Here is a 17,571-nt window from a genome sequence, read left to right on the forward strand (position 1 = left end):
GGCGTCGACTCACACGGGCCGCTCGTAGCTGGCCCAGGCGACGTGCGACTCGTGGAGCGTCACCAGGATCGACGCGAGCTGCCGGCCACCCGGGCCGAGGTCCCCCGCCGCCGCTCGCTCCGCCAGGCGGTCGGCGACCCAGCGGGCCAGGACCTCGGTCGAGGTGTTCTGGCCGGCCAGCCCGATCGTTCCGGTGCGCTCGTCGTCCAGGTTGCGATAGTGCAGCCGACCCAGCACCTCGTGCACGACGTCGGTCGCCCGGCCGATGTCGACGAGGATCCCGTCCGCGTCGAGGTCGGGTCCGGCGAAGGTCGCGTCCACGACGTAGGTCGCCCCGTGCAGGCGCTGCGCCGGACCGAACACCTCGCCCTCGAGGCTGTGGGCGATCATGATGTGGTCGCGGACGGTCACCCGGAACATCGGGCCTCCTCGTGCTCGGCGGTCTCGTCGAGGGTCGGGTCGAGGGTCGGGTCGACGGTGTAGTCGACCGCGTGGCACAGCCCCGACAGCGTGCCGGACGCGATCGCCGCCATCGTCTCGGGGAGAGCGTCGAAGGGCGAGCATCCGGTCAGCAGCGCGTCGAACGCGGGATCGCGGAGGAGCGCGAGGGCCAGCGCCAACCGGTTCCGGTGGCTGCGCGCGTCGCGGCGCGCAGGGGCGACGGCCCCGACCTGGCTGCTGCGGAGGGTGAGCCGGCCGGAGTGGAAGGCCTCGCCCAGCGGCAGGGTGACCGGGCGGTCGCCGTACCAGGACAGGTCGAGCACGGTCCCCTCCCGGCGCACCAGCTCCAGCGCCCGCCGCAGTCCGGCCTCGGTCGCACTCGCGTGGACCACCAGGTCGCCGTCGACCGGAGCGTCGTCCGCGCCGGCGAAGTCGACGCCGAGCGCCGCGGCGACCGACGCCCGTCCCGGGTCGGTGTCGACGAGGGTCACGCCCACGCCGGGCACGCCCGCCGCCAGCCGCGCGACACAGCAGCCGACGAGGCCGGCTCCCACCACGGTGACCCGGTCCCCCAGCAGGGGCGGCGCGTCCCACAGCGCGTTGACGGCGGTCTCGACGGTGCCGGCCAGCACCGCCCGGCCCACCGGGACGGAGTCGGGCACCGGGACCACCGCGGCGGCCGGCACGACGTACGCCGTCTGGTGGGGGTGGAGGCAGAAGACGGTCCGGCCCTGCAGCTCGTCGGGTCCCCGCTCGACGACGCCGACGCTGAGGTAGCCGTACTTCACCGGCCCCGGGAAGTCTCCCTCCTGGAAGGGCGCCCGCATGGCGGCGTACTGGCTGCGGGGCACCCGGCCGGCGTGCACGATCGACTCGGTGCCGCGGCTGATCCCCGAGCGCAGGGCGCGGACCAGGACCTCGTCGGCCCGGGGCTCCGCCAGCGAGACCGTGCGGATCTCGCCGCGTCCCGGCTCGGTGATCCAGAACGCCCGGGCCTCCTCTACCACGGCGGACTCCTTCCCCGCTCGTCCCAGCAGTGGGTACAACCTAGTCCCGTGAGCACACGCGCAGGCGGGATCCGCCGGGCCCGGATCGGCCCGGCGGACCGGGTGACGGCGGTGCGCGCCGTGCTCGCCTGCGCGGTCGCCGTCCTCACGATCCGCGGCCTCGTCGAGCCGCTGGACGGCCAGACCACCGCGGTCCTGGTGGGGACCAGCGCCCTGGCGCTCCTGCTCGACGCCGTCGACGGGTACGTCGCCCGGCGGACCCGCACCGTCAGCGCCTTCGGTGCGCGCTTCGACATGGAGACCGACGCCTTCCTCATCGCGGTGCTGAGCGTGCACGTCGCGCCCAGCCTGGGCTGGTGGGTGCTGGCGATCGGCGCGATGCGCTACGCCTACGTCCTGGCCGGGCGCGTGCTGCCCTGGCTGCGGCGGCCCACGCCGCCGCGCTACTGGGCCAAGGTCGTCGCGGCGGCCCAGGGCATCGTCCTGACGCTCGCCGCCTCCACGCTGCTCCCGGAGCCGACCGCGCGCGCAGGGGTCGTCGCCGCGCTGCTGCTGCTCGTGGAGTCGTTCGGCCACGACATCGTGTGGCAGTGGCGACACCGGGCGGATCCGGCCGACGCCCCCGTCCCCGCCGGTACGACGAGCCCACCGCCGGGCCTGCTGACCGGGGCCGCGGCCGCTGCGCTCTGGCTCGTCCTCGCCCCGCCAGCCCTGGCCGACGGCATCGGGGTGGCCGACCTCGCCCGGATCCCCGTCGAGGGACTGGTGCTGGTCGGCGTCGCGACCGTCCTGCCTGCCCGAGCCCGCGTCGTCCTCGCGGTCGGGGCGGGCCTCGCGGCCACGGCCCTGGCGGTGCTGCGGGGCCTGGGCCGGGGCTTCGAGGTCTATCTCGACCGAGACTTCCACGTGCTCGGCGACTGGTCCTATCTGCCCAAGGCGTACGAGGTCAGCCGCGACACGCACGGAGCGGTCCCCGCGGGCCTTCTGGTCGCCGGGGCTGCCGCCCTCGTCGTCGCGCTCGCGGCGCTGCTCACGTGGGCGGCACTGCGCGTGGCCCGCGAGGCCGCCGCCCATCCGCGGGTCAGCTGGCGCGCCGTCGTGGCGCTCGGCACCGTGTGGGCGCTGTGCGCGGCCGTCGGAGGCCCCGTCGACCGGGTCGCCGCGGCGAGCTCGGCCGGGCTGGTCGTGGACACGGTCGAGCAGGTGCGCACCGACCATCACGACACTGCCGTCTTCGCGCGCGCCATCGAGGCCGACGCCTTCGCGTCCACGCCGGCCGGTCATCTCCTGCCGGGCCTGCGCGGCAAGGACGTGTTGCTGGTCTGGTTCGAGAGCTACGGCCGGGTGGCGCTCGAGGACAGCTGGTTCGCTGCCTCGGTCGTGGACCTGCTGGAGGACGGGGACCGGCGGCTGAGTGCCGCGGGCTACCAGGCGCGCAGTGCGTTCCTGACCTCACCGACCTTCGGCGCGGGCAGCTGGCTGGCCCACGCGACCCTCCAGTCCGGGGTCTGGACCGACACCGAGCGGCGCTACGCCCAGCTCCTCGCCAGCGACCGGCTCAGCCTCACCGGCGCCTTCAGGGCATCGGGCTGGCGGACGGTGTTCACCGTGCCCGCCAACACCCGCGACTGGCCGGAGGGTGCGGCGTACTACGGCTTCGACCGGCTCTACGACTCCCGCGACATCGGCTACCGGGGACCGGAGTTCGGCTACGCGTCCATGCCCGACCAGTACACGCTCGAGCATCTCCGGCGGACCGAGCTCGCCCGGCCCGACCGGCCCCCGGTGTTCGCCGAGGTGGACCTGGTCTCCAGCCACCACCCGTGGGCGCCGGTCCCGGAGGAGGTGCCGTGGTCGGAGGTCGGCGATGGCTCGGTCTTCGACGGGATGCCCGAGCGGGGGGCGAAGGCGGTCGACGGCGATCGGCGCCCGGAGTCGGCGCAGCGCAACTATGCCGCGTCGGTCCGCTACACCTGGCGCATCCTGCTCTCCTTCCTGCTGACCTATCCGGACCCCGACCGGGTGGTGGTCATCGCCGGCGACCACCAGCCGCACTCGTTCGTCAGCGGCCCGGATGCCGGGCGCGACGTGCCGGTCACCCTGCTGGCCCAGGACCCCGCCGTGATCCGCCGGCTCGATGCCTGGGGCTGGCAGTCCGGCATCCGTCCGCGGCCCGACGCGCCCGTGTGGCGGATGGACGCCTTCCGCGACCGCCTGCTCACGGCCTTCGGGCCGTCCTGAGCGCGACCGCCCCGGCCAGGACGAGCGCGCCGAGCAGGTAGGCGTTCCCGGGCAGATGCTCGAACCACCGCCAGTCGTACTCCCGGCCGTGCGCCCAGGGCGGCCACACGATCGGCCGTACGGCGAAGAGCGTCGCCCAGGTGACGCCCGCCAGCCGGCTGCGCTGCCACAGCACCAGCGTCAGCGGCACGACCCAGACCCAGTGGTGCGACCAGGACACGGGTGACGCGACGAGCATCGCCACCGCCCCGAGGCAGATCGCGAGGAGCCGCCGGCCCCGGCGCGAGCACACGGCCGCGAGGCCGACCACCGCGAGCGCGACCGGCCCCGCGACGGCGACCCACAGCCACCCGGGAGCCGGCTCGCCCAGCGCCCGGGTCAGCGCGCCGTACACCGACTGGTTGTGCGCCAGCGCGGGCGGGCCGACCCGGCGGGCGTCGAGCAGGCCGTCGGTCCAGTACGCCGAGGCGGAGCCGGGCAGCGCCACGAACCCGAGGACGACCGTCCCCGCGAACGCCAGCATCGCGCGGCCCGCGGCCGGCCGGTGCCCGGCCAGCACGAGCAGCACCACCAAGACGAGCGGCGTGAGCTTGACGCCCGCCACGAGCCCGACCATCGCGCCGGACCAGCGTCGCTCGGGGTCCCGCAGGTCCACGAGCAGCGCGACCATCACCAGCAGGTTGACCTGCCCGAAGGAGAGGCTCTGCCAGACGGGCTCCAGCGCCAGCGCTCCGGCACCCAGCGCCGCGACCAGCCGACCGGGCGCCGGCAGGTCCAGCATCCGCAGGGAGACGACGACGGCCGCGACGAGTGCCGCCGCCGACGCCGCCGTCCACAGTGCGGCGGCCAGCCATCCGGGCACCAGCGCGAGCGGGACCATCAGCACCGCCGCGAACGGCGGGTAGGTGAACGGGTAGCCGGTGACCGGGTCGTCCTGGGCGTACAGGCGCTCCTGGTGGAGGACCACGTCGCCGCCGTACCGGTAGACGTGCAGGTCGGGGAAGCCGCCGACGGCGGCTCCCACCAGGGCACCGAGGCCGGCGGCGGCCAGGAGCACCGTCGCCGGGCCGACTCCCCGCGGCACGCGGACCATCGCCAGAGCCTAGGGTGGGCCGGTGCGACTGGCCACCTGGAACGTCAACTCCCTGCGCACGCGGATCGACCGCGTCGAAGCCTTCCTCGACCGGCACGACGTCGACGTGCTCGCCGTCCAGGAGACCAAGGCCCGTGAGGACCAGCTCCCCCTCATGGGACTGCAGGCACGCGGCTACGAGATCGTCGCCCACGGACTCAACCAGTGGAACGGCGTCGCCCTCATCAGCCGCGTCGGCCTCGAGGACGTGACCGTCGGCTTCCCGGACCAGCCGGGCTGGGGCGACGCGTCCGAGGTGGAGGCGCGCGCCCTCGCCGCGACCTGCGGAGGCGTGCGGGTGTGGAGCCTCTACGTCCCCAACGGGCGCAAGCCCGACGACCCGCACTACGTGTACAAGCTCGACTGGCTCTCCCGCCTCCGCGAGGCCTCGACCGCGTGGCTGGACACCGCGCAGCCGCCGACGGCCCTGGTGGGCGACTGGAACATCTGCCCCACCGACGCCGACGTCTTCGACGTCGCCCAGTTCGCGAAGTCGACCCACGTCACACCGGCCGAGCGCGCCGCGTTCCAGGCCTTCCTCGACGAGGGCTGGACCGAGGTCACCCGGTCGCATGCGCCCGGATACACCTACTGGGACTACTACCGCCAGCGCTTCGAGCGCGACCGCGGGCTCAAGATCGACTTCGTCCTCGGCTCGCCGCCCTTCGCCGAGCGGGTCACCGGCGCGTTCATCGACCGCGAGGAGCGTGACCCGTCGGTCTTCGCTGGTGCTCCGTCGGACCACGCGCCGGTCGTGGTGGACCTCGCCGGCTGACCCGGAGCGAGGTGGCTAGAGGCCCTGCCAGGCCGGCTTCGCGGCGTAGACCTCGCGGTAGTGGTCGCGCCGCTCGAGCTCCGCGGACGCCTCCGGATCGGCCAGCACCGTCACGTGCGGGTGGGTCTGCAGCACCGACGCGGGGCATGAGGCGGTGAGCGGGCCCTCGACGGCCGCGGCGAGCGCGGCGGCCTTGGCCGGGCCGGTCGCGATCAGGAGCAGGTGGCGCGCCCGCAGGATCGTCCCCAGCCCTTGGGTGAGGACGTGGCGCGGCACTGCGTCGACCGAGCCGAAGAAGCGCGCGTTGTCGCGGCGGGTCTCCTCCGTCAGCGTCTTGAGGCGGGTCAGCGAGGCCAGCGACGAGCCCGGCTCGTTGAACGCCAGATGGCCATCCGTGCCGATGCCGAGCACCTGCACGTCGACGCCGCCGGCGGCACGCAGCGCCTCCTCGTAGCGCTGGCCGGCGGTGGGCAGCCGGTCCGGGGTCGGGTCGGGTCCGTGCACCCGCTCGGCGGGAATGCCGACCAGGTCGGTCAGCTCGCGCGCGATCGTGGCTCGATAGCTCTGCGGGTGGCCCGGCGGCAGGCCGACGTACTCGTCCAGGGTGAAGCAGCGCACCCCGTCGTACGACGGTCCGGTGCCCGCCTCGTGACGCCGGATCAGCTCGCGATAGGTCGGCACCGGCGTCGATCCCGTCGCCAACCCGAGGACCGCCGACCCGGCGCGCTCGCGGACGACGGCCTCGAGGACGTCCGCGCCGAGCACAGCGACCTCTGCCACCGAGTCCAGGGGCACGACCTCCATCAGCGCTCACCTCCGTGGACCAGCCGGCCGCCGACGACGGTCGCGACCACGCGCAGCTCGTCGTCGACGAGGGTGACGTCGCCGCGCCCACCCGCGACCAGCCGCCCACGCGACGCGTCACCGAGCAGGTCCGCCGCGACCCGGGTGCAGCAGCCGACGACCTCCGCGAGCGACCACCCCGTGGCGGCCCGCAGCACGCGCAGGCAGTCGGGCAGCGCGGCGGCCGAGCCGGCGAGGGTGCCGTCGGCGAGCCGCACCGCGCCGTCCCGTACGACGACCTGCTGGTCCCCCAGTCGCGCCGGGCCGTCGGCCATCCCCAGCCCGGCGGTGCAGTCGGTGACGGCGAGCAGCCGGTCGGGGCCGAGCGCGCGGGCATAGGCGCCGAGGGTCGCGGGATGCAGGTGGTGCCCGTCGGCGATGACGCCCGCGGTGAGGCGCGGGTCGGCCAGGGCCGCTCCGACGGGCCCCGGCACGCGCCCGGCGAGCGGGGGCATGGCGTTGCCGAGGTGGGTGACGGCGCGGGCGCCCCGGTCGGCCGCGGCGGCAACCTGCTCGGCGGTGGCCTCGGTGTGGCCGAGCGCGACCACGACGCCCCGCTCGACCAGCGACGCGACCACCTCCAGCGCGCCCGGCAGCTCGGGGGCCAGGGTCACCATCGCGACGCCGTCGGCGCGTGACCAGCCGTCGACCAGCGCGGGCGACGGCGGCACCAGCCATCGGCGCGGGTGCGCGCCCGGGCGCGCGGGGGAGATCATCGGGCCTTCGAGATGCAGCCCGAGCGGCCAGGCACCGCTCCAGCCGGACGGCGGGCCGGCCGCGAGGGTCTCGAGTGCGGCGGTCCGCGCGGCCGGTTCGGAGGTGATGACCGTCGGGAGGAAGGCGGTCACGCCGTACGCCGGCAGCGCGGCCGCGACCTCCCACAGCCGCCGCGGCTCGCGGGTCAGGTCGATCCCGGCCGCGCCGTTGACCTGCAGGTCGAGGAGCCCCGGCAGGACGTGCAGCCCGCGGGCGTCGTACTCAGGGAGGCCGGGGGGCACGTGGTCGACGAGCAGGCCGTCGACGACAGCCACGTCGAGCGACCCGCCGGTGATCCGCAACGAGCTCACGAGCGCCTCCCCAGCAGGGCAGCCCCGAGGGCTGCCACGGGTACGTCCCCGGGCGCCATCCGCAGCCGCCCCGCCAAGTCGAGCGAGCGCAGGAACGGCGAGGCCGCGGCCTGGGCGGCGAGGGCGTCCGCGACCGCGTCCCGCAGCCGCTCGCCCACCTGCGCCACGCCGCCGCCGAGGACGACGACCGCCGGGTCGACGGTGAGGGCGACGAGCCGGACCGCGTCTGCAACCCGCGCCGCGAAGCGGTCGCGGACGGCGACCGCCTCGGCCGAGCCGTCCGCCGCGGCGTCGAAGAGCGCCTGCGCCGCGGGGTGTCCGTCGCCGGGCCACCGGGCGGCGATGGCCGAGCCGGACGCGACGGTCTCCAGGCAGCCGCGCTGGCCGCACTCGCACCGCGGCCCCGCGGGGTCGACGGGGATGTGCCCGATCTCGCCGGCCGCGTTGCCCGACCCGCGGCGCAGGGCGCCGTCGAGGACCAGTGCGGCGGCGAGGCCGGTGCCGAGGCTCAGGTAGGCGAGGTCGCTCGCGCCGAGCACGGCCGCCGCCCCGAGTGCCGCGGCGTTCGCGTCGTTGTCGAGCACCACCCGCGCCCCGGTCGCCGTACCGAGCTGCTCGCCGACGGGGTAGCCGTCGGCCACGCCGAGGTTCACGGCATGGCGCACGGTGCCGTGGTCGACGTCGACCAGCCCCGGAATGCCGACGCCGACGACGTCGAGGCCCGCACCCGCCGTGTCACGGAGCATGCCGACGACCTCGGCCGCCGCGGCGACCACGGCCGCGCCTCCGGTCGGGCTGGCCACCCGTACCGAGTCCAGCACCACTCCGTCCACGGAGGCGACCACGCCCAGGATCTTCGTGGCGCCGATGTCGAGTCCCATGAGCACGTCGCTCACCTGCGCAGTCCTGCCTCTCCGAGGATCTCGCTCACCGCCGCGATCGACGGCTGTCCGTTGCCCCGCGTGCAGATCCGCGGATGCGGGGCGCTCTCCCATCCGGTCCGTGGGCCGGGCCAGCCCCACTCCACGACGACCAGGGGGCCGGCGTGGGCGGCGAGCGCCGCGGCCACGTCGTCGTACCGGTGCGCGTCGCGGACCTGGACGACGAGGGGCCCCGACGGCAGCGCCTCGCCGGCCGGGACGACGACTTCGGGGTGGAGCCCCCAGCGGCCGGCGCCGACAGCGATGTTGGCCTCCGTGGCGATGGTGACCACGCGGGCGTCCCTCAGGTCCGGCAGCGCACCCTCGACGACGCACGCCAGCCGCGCCGCGGCGACCATCTCGGCCAGCTCGAGGCCCCCTTCCTCACACCTCGCGGCCCCACGTCTCACACCTCGCGCGAGCTGGGAGACGCGGGTGGCGGCGTCGGCGAGACGGGCAGCGGGGAGACGCCCGGAGGCGACGGCGGCGACGATGGCGGCCTGGACCTCGCGCACCAGGGACGCGTCCTTGTCGGCGCCCAGGCACAGCAGGTCGCAGCCGGCGGCCAACGCGAGAACGGCGGCCTCGGGCACGCCGCGACCATGGGAGGCACCGGCCATGTCGAGCGCGTCGCTGACCACGACGCCGTCGTACCCGAGATCGTCCCGCAGGAGCGCCAGGACCCGAGGCGACAGGGTGGCCGGCGCCGCCGGGTCCACGGCCGGGACCAGGAGGTGGGAGGTCATCACGGACGCGGCGCCCGCGGCGACGGCGGCGCGGAACGGCACCAGCTCGCGGGCACCGAGGACCGCCGCGGAGGCCTCGACGACCGGCACGGTGAGATGGCTGTCCTGCGCGGTGTCGCCGTGTCCTGGGAAGTGCTTGACGCAGGCCGCGACGCCGGCCGACTGGAGGCCCTCCACCCAGGCACGGACGTGACGGGCGGCGAGGGCGGGCTCCGCGCCGAAGCTGCGCGTCCCGATCACGGGGTTGTCCGGGTTGCTGTTCACGTCGGCGACCGGCCCGAGGGCCAGGTCGATGCCGACCGCCGCGAGCTCCGCGCCGACCGCGGCGCCCACCCGGCGGGTCAGCGTCACGTCGTCGACCGCCCCCAGCACCGCGGCGCCGAGCACCGGGCTCGCCTCGCGGACGTGCAGGCGGGTGACGTCGCCGCCCTCCTCGTCCGTCGCGACGAGGACGTCGGGCCGTTCGTGGCGCAGGGCGCGGACGAGGGCCGCGGCGTCGTCGAGCGACCCTGCGAGGTTCGAGCCGAACAGGCAGATCCCGGCCAGGCCCTCACGCAGCAGCGCCGCCCACTCCGACGGCAGCGACGGCCCGGCGAAGGACGCCAGCTGCACCCCCAGCGCCAGCTCGGCGACCTCGCTCCCGGCCCGGCTCATCCCTTCACCGCGCCCGCGGTCAGGCCGGACACCATCCGGCGCTGGACGAGCAGGAAGAAGACGACGACCGGGATCGTGATCAGCGTCGACGACGCCATGATCGCGCCCCAGTCCACGCCGCGGCTGCGGGTGTCCGTGAATGCGACCAGCCATACGGGCAGGGTCTCCTTCGCCGGGTCCGTCATCACGACCACCGCGAGCGTGAACTCGTTCCAGGCCTGGATGAAGCCGAAGACGCCGGTCGCGACGAGGCCCGGCGCGAGCAGGGGCAGGGTGACCCGGAAGAACGCCTGGGTGCGCGAGCAGCCGTCCATCATCGCGGCCTCCTCGAGCTCGCGGGGCACCCCGTCCACGAACCCTCGCAGGGTCCACACGGTGAACGGCAGCACCCCGGCGACGTACACGAGGGTCAGGCCGAGGACGGAGTTGAGCAGTCCCATCCCGTCGAGCATCTTGTACTGGCTGATGAACAGGGCCTCGGCCGGGATCATCTGGATCAGCAGCAGGGTGAGGATGAACGAGCGGCGCCCGCGGAAGCGGAACCTGCTCACCGCCACCGCGGCGAGGAATGCGAACAGCAGCGCCACGACGACCGTCAGCAGGGTGACACTGAGGCTGGTCACCATCGCGTCCCCGAAGTCGTCGTCGCCGAGGATCGTGCGGTAGTTGTCCAGCGTGCCGTCCCACGGGAACAGCACCGGCTCCTCTCCCTTGATCCGGTTGCGCGGCAGGAAGGACCGGCTCACCATCCAGTAGACGGGGAACACGCAGGCCAGCAGCACCACGACTCCGAGGAGGTCGGCGCCGATGCGAACGGCGGTGGGGGTACGACGGGCCATGCCGCTCAACCCTCTTCCTGTCGGATCATCAGCCGCACGTAGGGGGCGGTCAGCACGACCGTCAGGAGCAGCATGAACATGGCGGCGGCCGCGGCGGTGCCGAAGTCACCGCCCTTGATGCCCAGCGTGTAGATGTAGGTGCCGAGCAGGTTGGTGTCGTCGCTGACCCCGCCTGCCTTCTGCAGCGTGTAGATCTGCGTGAACACCCGCAGGTCCCAGATCACCTGCAGCAGGACGACGACGAGGAGCACGGGCCGGATCGCGGGCAGCACCACGTGGACGAACCGCTGCCAGGGGCCGGCTCCGTCGATCTCGGCCGCCTCGATGACGTCCTCGGGCACCTGGGTGAGCGCGGCGTACATCGTGAACGCCACGAACGGCACGCTCATCCAGACCACGACGATCGTCGCCACGAGGAAGAAGGACCACGGCTCGAGCAGCCAGCCGTGTCCGGAGAAGTCGCCGCCCGCCTTCGTGAGCAGCCAGTTCACCACGCCGTACTCGGTGTCGAAGAGGAACTGCCACACCGTCATCGCGGCGACGACCGGCATCGCCCACGCCAGCAGCAGTCCGCACTGCGCGAGGACCCGCACCACCCTGCTCATCCGCGCCATCACCAGGGCGAGGCCCAGGCCGATGCCGAAGGTCAGGCCCGCGTTGACGAAGCAGAAGGCGATGGTGCGGGCCACCACGACCCACAGCTCACTGCTGGTGACCAGGTCGCGGTAGTTGGCGAGCCCGGCCCAGGCCGGCGGCTGCCCGAACTGCTGCGCGAGGCCGAACTCCTGCAGGGAGAGCACGACCTGGCGCACCAGCGGATAGCCGAGCGCGACCAGGAGCAGCGCGGTCGCGGGCGCCACCAGGCCCGCTCCGGGCGCGCTACGGCGACTCATCCGTGTCCTTCCTCCAGCCGGGCTGCGTCGGTCAGTTCAGCTGGGCGTCGATCTGCTCGTCGGCCTCGGCCGCGAGCTTCTCGACGTCGCCGCCCTGCGCGATCTTGCTGAACAGGTCCTCGAGCACGAACGTGCCCTCGACGCTCGCCCAGCTCGCCGCGGCCGGGGTGAGCTTGGCGTTCGACGCGGCCTCGATCGTGGCGCGGGCGAACTCGTCGTCGCCGAGCTTGTCGGCCAGGGACTGCTTCGCGGGGGTGAGCCCGGCCTCGGCGAGGATGGTCTGGAAGTCCTCGCTCAACATGAGCTCGAGCACCTCACGCGAGAGGTCCTGCTGCGGGGACTTCGCCGAGATCGCGAGGTTCGAGCCGCCCAGGAGGACGGGAGCCGGCTCGCCGTCGCTCCCGGGAAGGGCGAAGACCCCGACCTGCTCGGCGAGGTCCGGGCAGCCGCTCTCCGGGTCGGTCAGCATGCCGTGCACCCAGCCGGGGCGCGACATCATGCCGATCTTGCCGGCGCAGAAGGGGGTCACCGGGTCCGACTCGTTGGCATCGGCCGGGGCGCCGGACGCGGAGGTGTAGAGGTCCTGGAAGGTCTGCAGGCCCTCGATGGACTCCGGTGTCGAGAGGGTGGCGCGCCAGCCCTCCCCGTCGGGCTCGGCGAAGTCGCCGCCCGCGTCCCAGAGGAAGGCGGCGCCGTCGCGCCAGTCCTTGCCGGGCAGCCAGTAGCCCGAGAAGTCGGCCTGCCCACTGTCCTGCTTGAGCTTCTTGGCGGCGGCGACGAAGTCCGCCATCGTCGCGGGAACCTCGGTGATGCCTGCCTTCTCGAAGAGGTCCTTGCGGTAGAACACGTACGTCGAGCCCGCGTAGTAGGGCACCGCGTAGGTCTTGCCGTCCGCGCTGCCGGCCTCCACGAAGCCGGGCAGCAGGTCGTCGCCGCCCAGGCTCTCCAGGTCGCCGGACAGGTCGCTGAAGGCGCCCACCGTGGTGAAGGTGGCGGCCTGGGTGTTGCCGACCTCGACCACGTCGGGCGTCTGGTCGGCCGAGGTCAGCGCGGTCGTCAGCCGCTCGACGAGGCCCTCCCACTCCTGCTGCTCGATCGTGAGCGTCGTGCCGGGGTGCTCGTCCTCGAAGGTCTCCTTCAGCCACGCGCGCGCCTCGTCGGGCGTGTCGGTGCCGTTGAGCCAGACGACGATCTCGTCCTTGTCCCCGCCGCCGGCGCCGTCGCTGTCGGAGCCGCACGCGCTGGTCACGCCCACCAGGGCGGTGATGGCTGCGATGGCGAGTCCTCGGACCGCCCGCGTCTTGTTGATTCGCACCGCTACTTCCCTTCGATCTTCCTCACGGGACGCGGACCCCTCGGTGGGGACCGCGCATGACCTGTCCCTCAGGACACCCCCAGCTCGCCGGCGAGCACGACGCCCGTGGCTCCGGCGAGGACGCCGTCGTCGCCCAGGGACGACGTACGGACGACGAACTGCTCCGCCGAGACCGGCATGACCCGGTCGCGGACCGCCTGCTCGGCGACGCGGGCCAGCGGCTCGACCAGGTCGGCCGGTCCGCTCAGCACCACCTCGCCGAGGTTGAGGGTGGCGACGACCGGCGCGAGCGCCTGGCCCAGCCGGACGCCCGCGTCGGCCAGCACGGCCTCGGGGTCCCCCGCGGCGAGCTCGCGGCGCAGGCGCGGGACGGCCAGGTAGGTCTCCAGACAGCCCAGGCGGCCACAGCCGCACCGAGGGCCGTCGGGGGCGACCTGGACGTGGCCGATCTCGCCGGCGGCACCGCCCTGGCCGTGCAGCAACGCACCGCCGAGGACCAGGCCGGCGCCGAGACCGGTGCTCAGGCGCAGCAGCAGGAGCCCGCCGTCGCCCCTGCTGCCGAAGACGAACTCCCCCATCACGGCGGTGTTGGCGTCGTTGGCGACATAGACGGGCAGCGCGAGCGCGGCGGTGAGCTCGTCGGCGAGGCGCAGGTCGTGCCAGCCCAGGTTGGGCGCGTCGAGCACCACGCCGTCCGAGGTGACCACACCGGGGGTCGCCACGGCGACACCCAGCAGGGGGCGGCTGCTGCGCGCGACCAGCTCGGTCGCGAGCTCGCGCACCTGCACCTGGGACACGGCATCGGCACCCCGCCGGCCCTCGCGCGCCCGGGCATCGCGGAGCACGACCTCCCCCTCGAGGGTGAGCACGGCGCCGGCGACCTGGTCGTCGACGGAGAGGTCGATGGCCACGACGTGCTTGGCGTCCGCCACCAGCCCGACCATCGTCGGGGGCTTCCCGACGCGGCTCTCGCTCGGCGTACCGAGCTCCTCGACCAGGCCCTCGGCGAGCAGCTCGGCGACCAGGTCCGAGACGGTGACCCGGGTGAGGCCGCTGCTGCGAGCCAGGTCCGCGCGGCTGGCGGGTCCGGCGGCGAAGAGCTCCTGGAGCAGCATCGAGCGGTGGTGCCGGCGCGAGTCGGCACGGTCGAGCTTGATCCGCTCCCGGGGTGAGCGGGAGGTCGGGCTGCGCCAGGACATGTTTGTTAGTTCAGCACACTTACATATACCCTCGCAAGAGCAGAATGCGATCCAGGTCACACGGATCTAGCCGAGGAGCAGCCATGGCCAGCATCACCTTCGAGGGCGCGCAGCGGTGGTACGCCGGCGCCGACTCCCCCGCCGTACCGGGCATCGACCTCGTCGTCGAGGACGGGGAGTTCCTCGTCCTGGTCGGCCCGTCCGGCTGCGGGAAGACCACGACCCTGCGGATGCTGGCCGGGCTGGAGGAGGTCGACGCCGGGCGGATCCTGATCGGCGAGCGCGACGTCACCCGGCTGCCCCCCAAGGACCGCGACATCGCCATGGTGTTCCAGAGCTATGCGCTCTACCCCCACAAGTCGGTGCGGGAGAACCTCGCCTTCGCGTTGAGGATCGCGAAGGTCGACCGCCAGGAGCGGGAGCGCCGGGTCCACGATGCCGCCGCCCTGCTCGGGCTCACCGACCTTCTCGACCGCCTGCCCAAGCAGCTCTCCGGAGGCCAGCGGCAGCGCGTGGCGATGGGCCGGGCGATCGTGCGCTCCCCGCAGGTCTTCTGCATGGACGAGCCGCTGTCCAACCTCGACGCGAAGATGCGGGTGCAGACCCGCAGCGACATCGCCCGGCTCCAGCGCGAGCTCGGCGTCACCACGGTGTACGTCACGCACGACCAGGTCGAGGCGATGACGATGGGAGACCGGGTGGCGGTCATGAGCGGCGGCCGCATCCAGCAGGTCGACGTGCCGCTGGCGCTCTACGACCGGCCGGCGAACCTCTTCGTGGCCGGCTTCATCGGGTCGCCCCAGATGAACCTGCTCCCGGGCAAGGTCGCGGACGACGGCCTCAGCGTCGGCGGATGCACCGTCCCGCTCGACCCCGCAGCGCGCGCCGCGCTCACGCCGGAGGTCACCGTCGGGATCCGCCCGGAGGCATGGACGCTCGTGCCGCCCGGCGCCGGCGTCCCGGTCCGGGTCAGCCTGGTCGAGGAGCTCGGCTCCGACGGCTTCGCCCACGGCGTGGCCGACCTGGGCGACCGCAGCGCGGCCGTCGCCGTCCGGCTCCCCTCGCGCGGACACGTCACTCCCGACGACATCCTGCACGTGGCCGTCCCGGAGGGGGCGGCCCACGTCTTCGACTCGGTCACCGGCCGCCGGCTCGGCCCCTGACCTCAGGAGCTGCGACCGAAATTCGGCTCCGAGCGTTTCAGACGCTCGACAGCGGGCAGCAGCCCCTTCGTGGACGACCGCGGTCACGGCACGCCGACCTATCCGAGGAGGACATCATGGGCATGATGCTCCCAAATGAGCTGATCTGGATCATGGACAAGCTCGGCTTCGAATGGCCCGACCTCGACGAGGACGAGATCCGCAAGGCCGCGGTCCTGCTGCGCCAGTACGGCGAGGACCTCGACGCGACGATCGCCTGGGCCGACCAGCGCATCAACGCCGACGTCGTCGGCACCACGAAGGGCAACGCGGGTCTGGCCTATGCGGACGGCTGGAACCAGGCCCGCTCGCAGCACCTTCAGCAGCTGGTCGACTTCATCGACCCGGCCGCCACCGGCGTCGACGTCTTCGCCGACGCCGTGCTGGCGCTGAAGGTCAAGGTCATCGCCGAGGTCACCATCACCGCGGCCCAGGTCGTCGCCGCACTGGCGAGCGCCGCGTTCACCTTCGGCGCCGGCGCCGCGGTCGCGGCCGGACTCATCATCGCGCGCAAGAAGGCGCTCGACGCCCTGACCGACATGGCGGTGGAGGAGGTGATGGCCCAGGTGCTCCCGATGATCATCGAGCCGTTCACCCAGCAGATCCCCGCGGTCGTGGACGCCGTGCTCAACGCTCCGGTGGTCACCGGCGCGGTCGGCGAGGTGGGCGAGTACCAGATGGACCTCGCGGCCCTGGAGCAGGCCTCGGCCGACCTGGAGACGAACGCGCAGGACCAGGAGAGCATTACCGAGCAGTTCCTGGCCGACATCGCCGCGCTGAACATCACCGGAGGCTGACGGATGAAGAAGCAGCAGTGGGACGAGATCGCCGACGCGATCCTCGACGGCATCCGGCGCGCGGGCCGCGACGGCGCGGCCGGACGGTCGCGCCGCCAGAAGGACAAGATCGACGAGATGATCCGCCGGGCGCGGCAGACCGACGACGACCAGAGCAACGTGAGCACGCCCTCCATCCCCCGCGACCGGTCGCGGACCGACGGCGCGGTGCAGCCGCTCGACGTCGACACCTACGCCAAGCTGAAGAGCCGCGCCGAGGTGGGCGACCGTCTGGAGCACGACCACGTGCCATCGGCGGCGGCCCTCATCAAGGCGAAGGAGATCGAGCTCGACCGGCCGCTCAAGCCGGACGAGTTGCGCGACATCTACAACAACGCCGCAACGGTGGAGCTCCCGTCATCGGTGCACCGGGACACTCGGACCTATGGCGGGCGGAACACCGCCGACCAGATCGCGGCCGACGCCGCGGACCTCGCAGGCGCCGCGAATGCCGACTACAAGGATCGGATAGCGTTGATGCTGCAGCACGGGTACTCACAGGACGAGGTCCGTGACGCCATCGCGAAACTCATCGACATGAACAAGGAGCGAGGCATCGGATGAGCATCACCGGCGACCTGGGCGTGATGATCGGAGCCCTGGGCCATCCTTTCGGCGACCCCCAGGTGCTCGATGCCATGACCTTGGTCGGGCTGCCCACCGAGCGCAGTGAGTTCACCGTCGGCCCGACCAAGCGGGTCTACTACACCGCAGACCAGTCGATAGCCGATTTCCTCTTCGAGGAGGACGTGCTCCAGTCGGTCATCATCCAGGTGGTGGCCGACGACAAGCACGGCGCCTATCCGGCGCCGGACTCCCTGATCGACGGCCTGTCCGGGACGGCGTCGCGCGACGACGTCCTCGCCCGGTTCGGCACCCCGGTGAAGTCCACCGATGCATCCGACCGGTTCAGCGTAGACGACGTCTTCGTTCGCTTCGGCTACGTGGACGACCGGGTCGCCGACATCACGGTCATGCGGACCGCACCCGGGCAATGAGGAGGCCACGATGACCGTGACCGGCGAGATCCGGACCTATCTCGACGCCCTGGGCATGGACCCCAACGACCCCGCGCTCACCGCGGTGCTCGACCTGCCCGGTCCCACCACCGACACCAACGAGCAGCGCGAGGCCGACGGCAACGTCGTCTTCCACCTCGCCGCCCGCTCGAACGGCACCGAGTTCATGTTCTCCCACAACCAGCTCGTCGCGGTCTTCATCGGAACCCAGCCTCGCGAGGCCTGGGGGGTGTACCCGCGCCCCGACCAGCTCATCGACGGCCTGTCGGGCACCGCCACCCGCGAGGAGGTCCGCGCCCGCTTCGGCGAGCCGGTCTGGCACAAGGACGACTCCGACCGGTTCCAGGTCGGCCAGGACTACCTGCAGTTCGAGTACCACGACGACCGCATCCAGGTCGTCGTGGCCGCGATCGGCGAGCGCACCGCCTGAGGCCCCAGGGCA

The 17,571-nt window shown here is 73.4% G+C and carries 18 protein-coding genes; 7 read left to right on the plus strand and 11 right to left on the minus strand.

Annotation, left to right across the window (positions count from 1 at the left end):
- Positions 1 to 9: 9 nt before the first annotated feature.
- Positions 10 to 420 (minus strand): 6-pyruvoyl trahydropterin synthase family protein, encoded by a 411-nt coding sequence (locus ACJ5H2_RS16885; RefSeq protein ID WP_408896596.1) that lies wholly within the window; start codon positions 418 to 420, stop codon positions 10 to 12.
- Positions 408 to 1,448 carry a zinc-dependent alcohol dehydrogenase gene (locus tag ACJ5H2_RS16890; RefSeq protein ID WP_408896597.1) on the minus strand — a complete coding sequence of 347 codons (1,041 nt, stop codon included), beginning with the start codon at positions 1,446 to 1,448 and terminating at the stop codon, positions 408 to 410. Before ACJ5H2_RS16890 ends, ACJ5H2_RS16885 begins: the two co-directional genes overlap by 13 nt.
- Positions 1,449 to 1,496: 48 nt before the next feature.
- Here ACJ5H2_RS16890 and ACJ5H2_RS16895 point away from each other — a divergent pair, with 48 nt between their 5' ends.
- On the plus strand, positions 1,497 to 3,689 hold the full coding sequence (locus tag ACJ5H2_RS16895) for a CDP-alcohol phosphatidyltransferase family protein (protein ID WP_408896598.1): 2,193 nt from the start codon (positions 1,497 to 1,499) through the stop codon (positions 3,687 to 3,689).
- On the opposite strand, the gene ACJ5H2_RS16900 is transcribed toward ACJ5H2_RS16895, so the two are convergent.
- Entirely contained in the window at positions 3,667 to 4,782 is a 1,116-nt protein-coding gene (locus ACJ5H2_RS16900; protein WP_408896599.1) for a glycosyltransferase 87 family protein, read from the minus strand. The genes ACJ5H2_RS16895 and ACJ5H2_RS16900 overlap by 23 nt on opposite strands.
- A 22-nt stretch (positions 4,783 to 4,804) precedes the next feature.
- Between ACJ5H2_RS16900 and ACJ5H2_RS16905 the strand changes: the two genes are divergently transcribed.
- Positions 4,805 to 5,596 (plus strand): exodeoxyribonuclease III, encoded by a 792-nt coding sequence (locus ACJ5H2_RS16905; protein ID WP_408896600.1) that lies wholly within the window; start codon positions 4,805 to 4,807, stop codon positions 5,594 to 5,596.
- 15 nt (positions 5,597 to 5,611) lie between these two features.
- Here the strand turns inward: ACJ5H2_RS16905 and ACJ5H2_RS16910 are convergent, their stop codons facing one another.
- From ACJ5H2_RS16910 to ACJ5H2_RS16945, 8 genes are all read right to left on the minus strand, one after another.
- Positions 5,612 to 6,400 (minus strand): glucosamine-6-phosphate deaminase, encoded by a 789-nt coding sequence (locus ACJ5H2_RS16910; protein ID WP_408896601.1) that lies wholly within the window; start codon positions 6,398 to 6,400, stop codon positions 5,612 to 5,614.
- The gene (locus ACJ5H2_RS16915) at positions 6,400 to 7,506 is read right to left on the minus strand and encodes an N-acetylglucosamine-6-phosphate deacetylase (protein WP_408896602.1); all 1,107 of its coding nucleotides are present in this window, start codon (positions 7,504 to 7,506) and stop codon (positions 6,400 to 6,402) included. Before ACJ5H2_RS16915 ends, ACJ5H2_RS16910 begins: the two co-directional genes overlap by 1 nt.
- Complete coding sequence (locus tag ACJ5H2_RS16920; RefSeq protein WP_408896603.1) at positions 7,503 to 8,402, minus strand: ROK family protein; 900 nt, start codon at positions 8,400 to 8,402, stop codon at positions 7,503 to 7,505. The genes ACJ5H2_RS16915 and ACJ5H2_RS16920 overlap by 4 nt, the downstream gene beginning before the upstream one ends.
- Positions 8,399 to 9,826: a glycoside hydrolase family 3 N-terminal domain-containing protein gene (locus tag ACJ5H2_RS16925; protein WP_408896604.1), complete on the minus strand. Its 1,428-nt coding sequence runs from the start codon at positions 9,824 to 9,826 to the stop codon at positions 8,399 to 8,401. The genes ACJ5H2_RS16920 and ACJ5H2_RS16925 overlap by 4 nt, the downstream gene beginning before the upstream one ends.
- A complete protein-coding gene (locus ACJ5H2_RS16930; RefSeq protein WP_408896606.1) occupies positions 9,823 to 10,665 on the minus strand; it encodes a carbohydrate ABC transporter permease in 843 nt (280 codons plus the stop codon). Before ACJ5H2_RS16930 ends, ACJ5H2_RS16925 begins: the two co-directional genes overlap by 4 nt.
- 5 nt (positions 10,666 to 10,670) lie before the next feature.
- A complete protein-coding gene (locus ACJ5H2_RS16935) occupies positions 10,671 to 11,558 on the minus strand; it encodes a carbohydrate ABC transporter permease (RefSeq protein WP_408896607.1) in 888 nt (295 codons plus the stop codon).
- 31 nt (positions 11,559 to 11,589) lie between these two features.
- A complete protein-coding gene (locus ACJ5H2_RS16940) occupies positions 11,590 to 12,873 on the minus strand; it encodes an extracellular solute-binding protein (protein ID WP_408896608.1) in 1,284 nt (427 codons plus the stop codon).
- A 68-nt stretch (positions 12,874 to 12,941) separates the two neighbouring features.
- The gene (locus tag ACJ5H2_RS16945; protein ID WP_408896609.1) at positions 12,942 to 14,072 is read right to left on the minus strand and encodes an ROK family protein; all 1,131 of its coding nucleotides are present in this window, start codon (positions 14,070 to 14,072) and stop codon (positions 12,942 to 12,944) included.
- Positions 14,073 to 14,155: 83 nt separating this feature from the next.
- On the opposite strand from ACJ5H2_RS16945, the gene ACJ5H2_RS16950 reads away from it, so the two are divergent.
- The 5 genes from ACJ5H2_RS16950 to ACJ5H2_RS16970 all read left to right on the plus strand — a co-directional run bounded on the left by ACJ5H2_RS16950 (position 14,156) and on the right by ACJ5H2_RS16970 (position 17,559).
- Positions 14,156 to 15,235: an ABC transporter ATP-binding protein gene (locus tag ACJ5H2_RS16950; RefSeq protein WP_408896610.1), complete on the plus strand. Its 1,080-nt coding sequence runs from the start codon at positions 14,156 to 14,158 to the stop codon at positions 15,233 to 15,235.
- A gap of 116 nt (positions 15,236 to 15,351) precedes the next feature.
- Positions 15,352 to 16,071 carry a hypothetical protein gene (locus ACJ5H2_RS16955; protein WP_408896611.1) on the plus strand — a complete coding sequence of 240 codons (720 nt, stop codon included), beginning with the start codon at positions 15,352 to 15,354 and terminating at the stop codon, positions 16,069 to 16,071.
- Positions 16,072 to 16,074: 3 nt separating this feature from the next.
- Entirely contained in the window at positions 16,075 to 16,674 is a 600-nt protein-coding gene (locus ACJ5H2_RS16960) for a hypothetical protein (RefSeq protein WP_408896612.1), read from the plus strand.
- Entirely contained in the window at positions 16,671 to 17,108 is a 438-nt protein-coding gene (locus tag ACJ5H2_RS16965; protein ID WP_408896613.1) for a hypothetical protein, read from the plus strand. Before ACJ5H2_RS16960 ends, ACJ5H2_RS16965 begins: the two co-directional genes overlap by 4 nt.
- A gap of 10 nt (positions 17,109 to 17,118) precedes the next feature.
- Positions 17,119 to 17,559 (plus strand): hypothetical protein, encoded by a 441-nt coding sequence (locus tag ACJ5H2_RS16970; RefSeq protein WP_408896614.1) that lies wholly within the window; start codon positions 17,119 to 17,121, stop codon positions 17,557 to 17,559.
- Positions 17,560 to 17,571 lie beyond the last annotated feature (12 nt).

The sequence above is a fragment of the Nocardioides pymetrozini genome, assembly GCF_046058985.1.
Lineage (GTDB): Bacteria > Actinomycetota > Actinomycetes > Propionibacteriales > Nocardioidaceae > Nocardioides.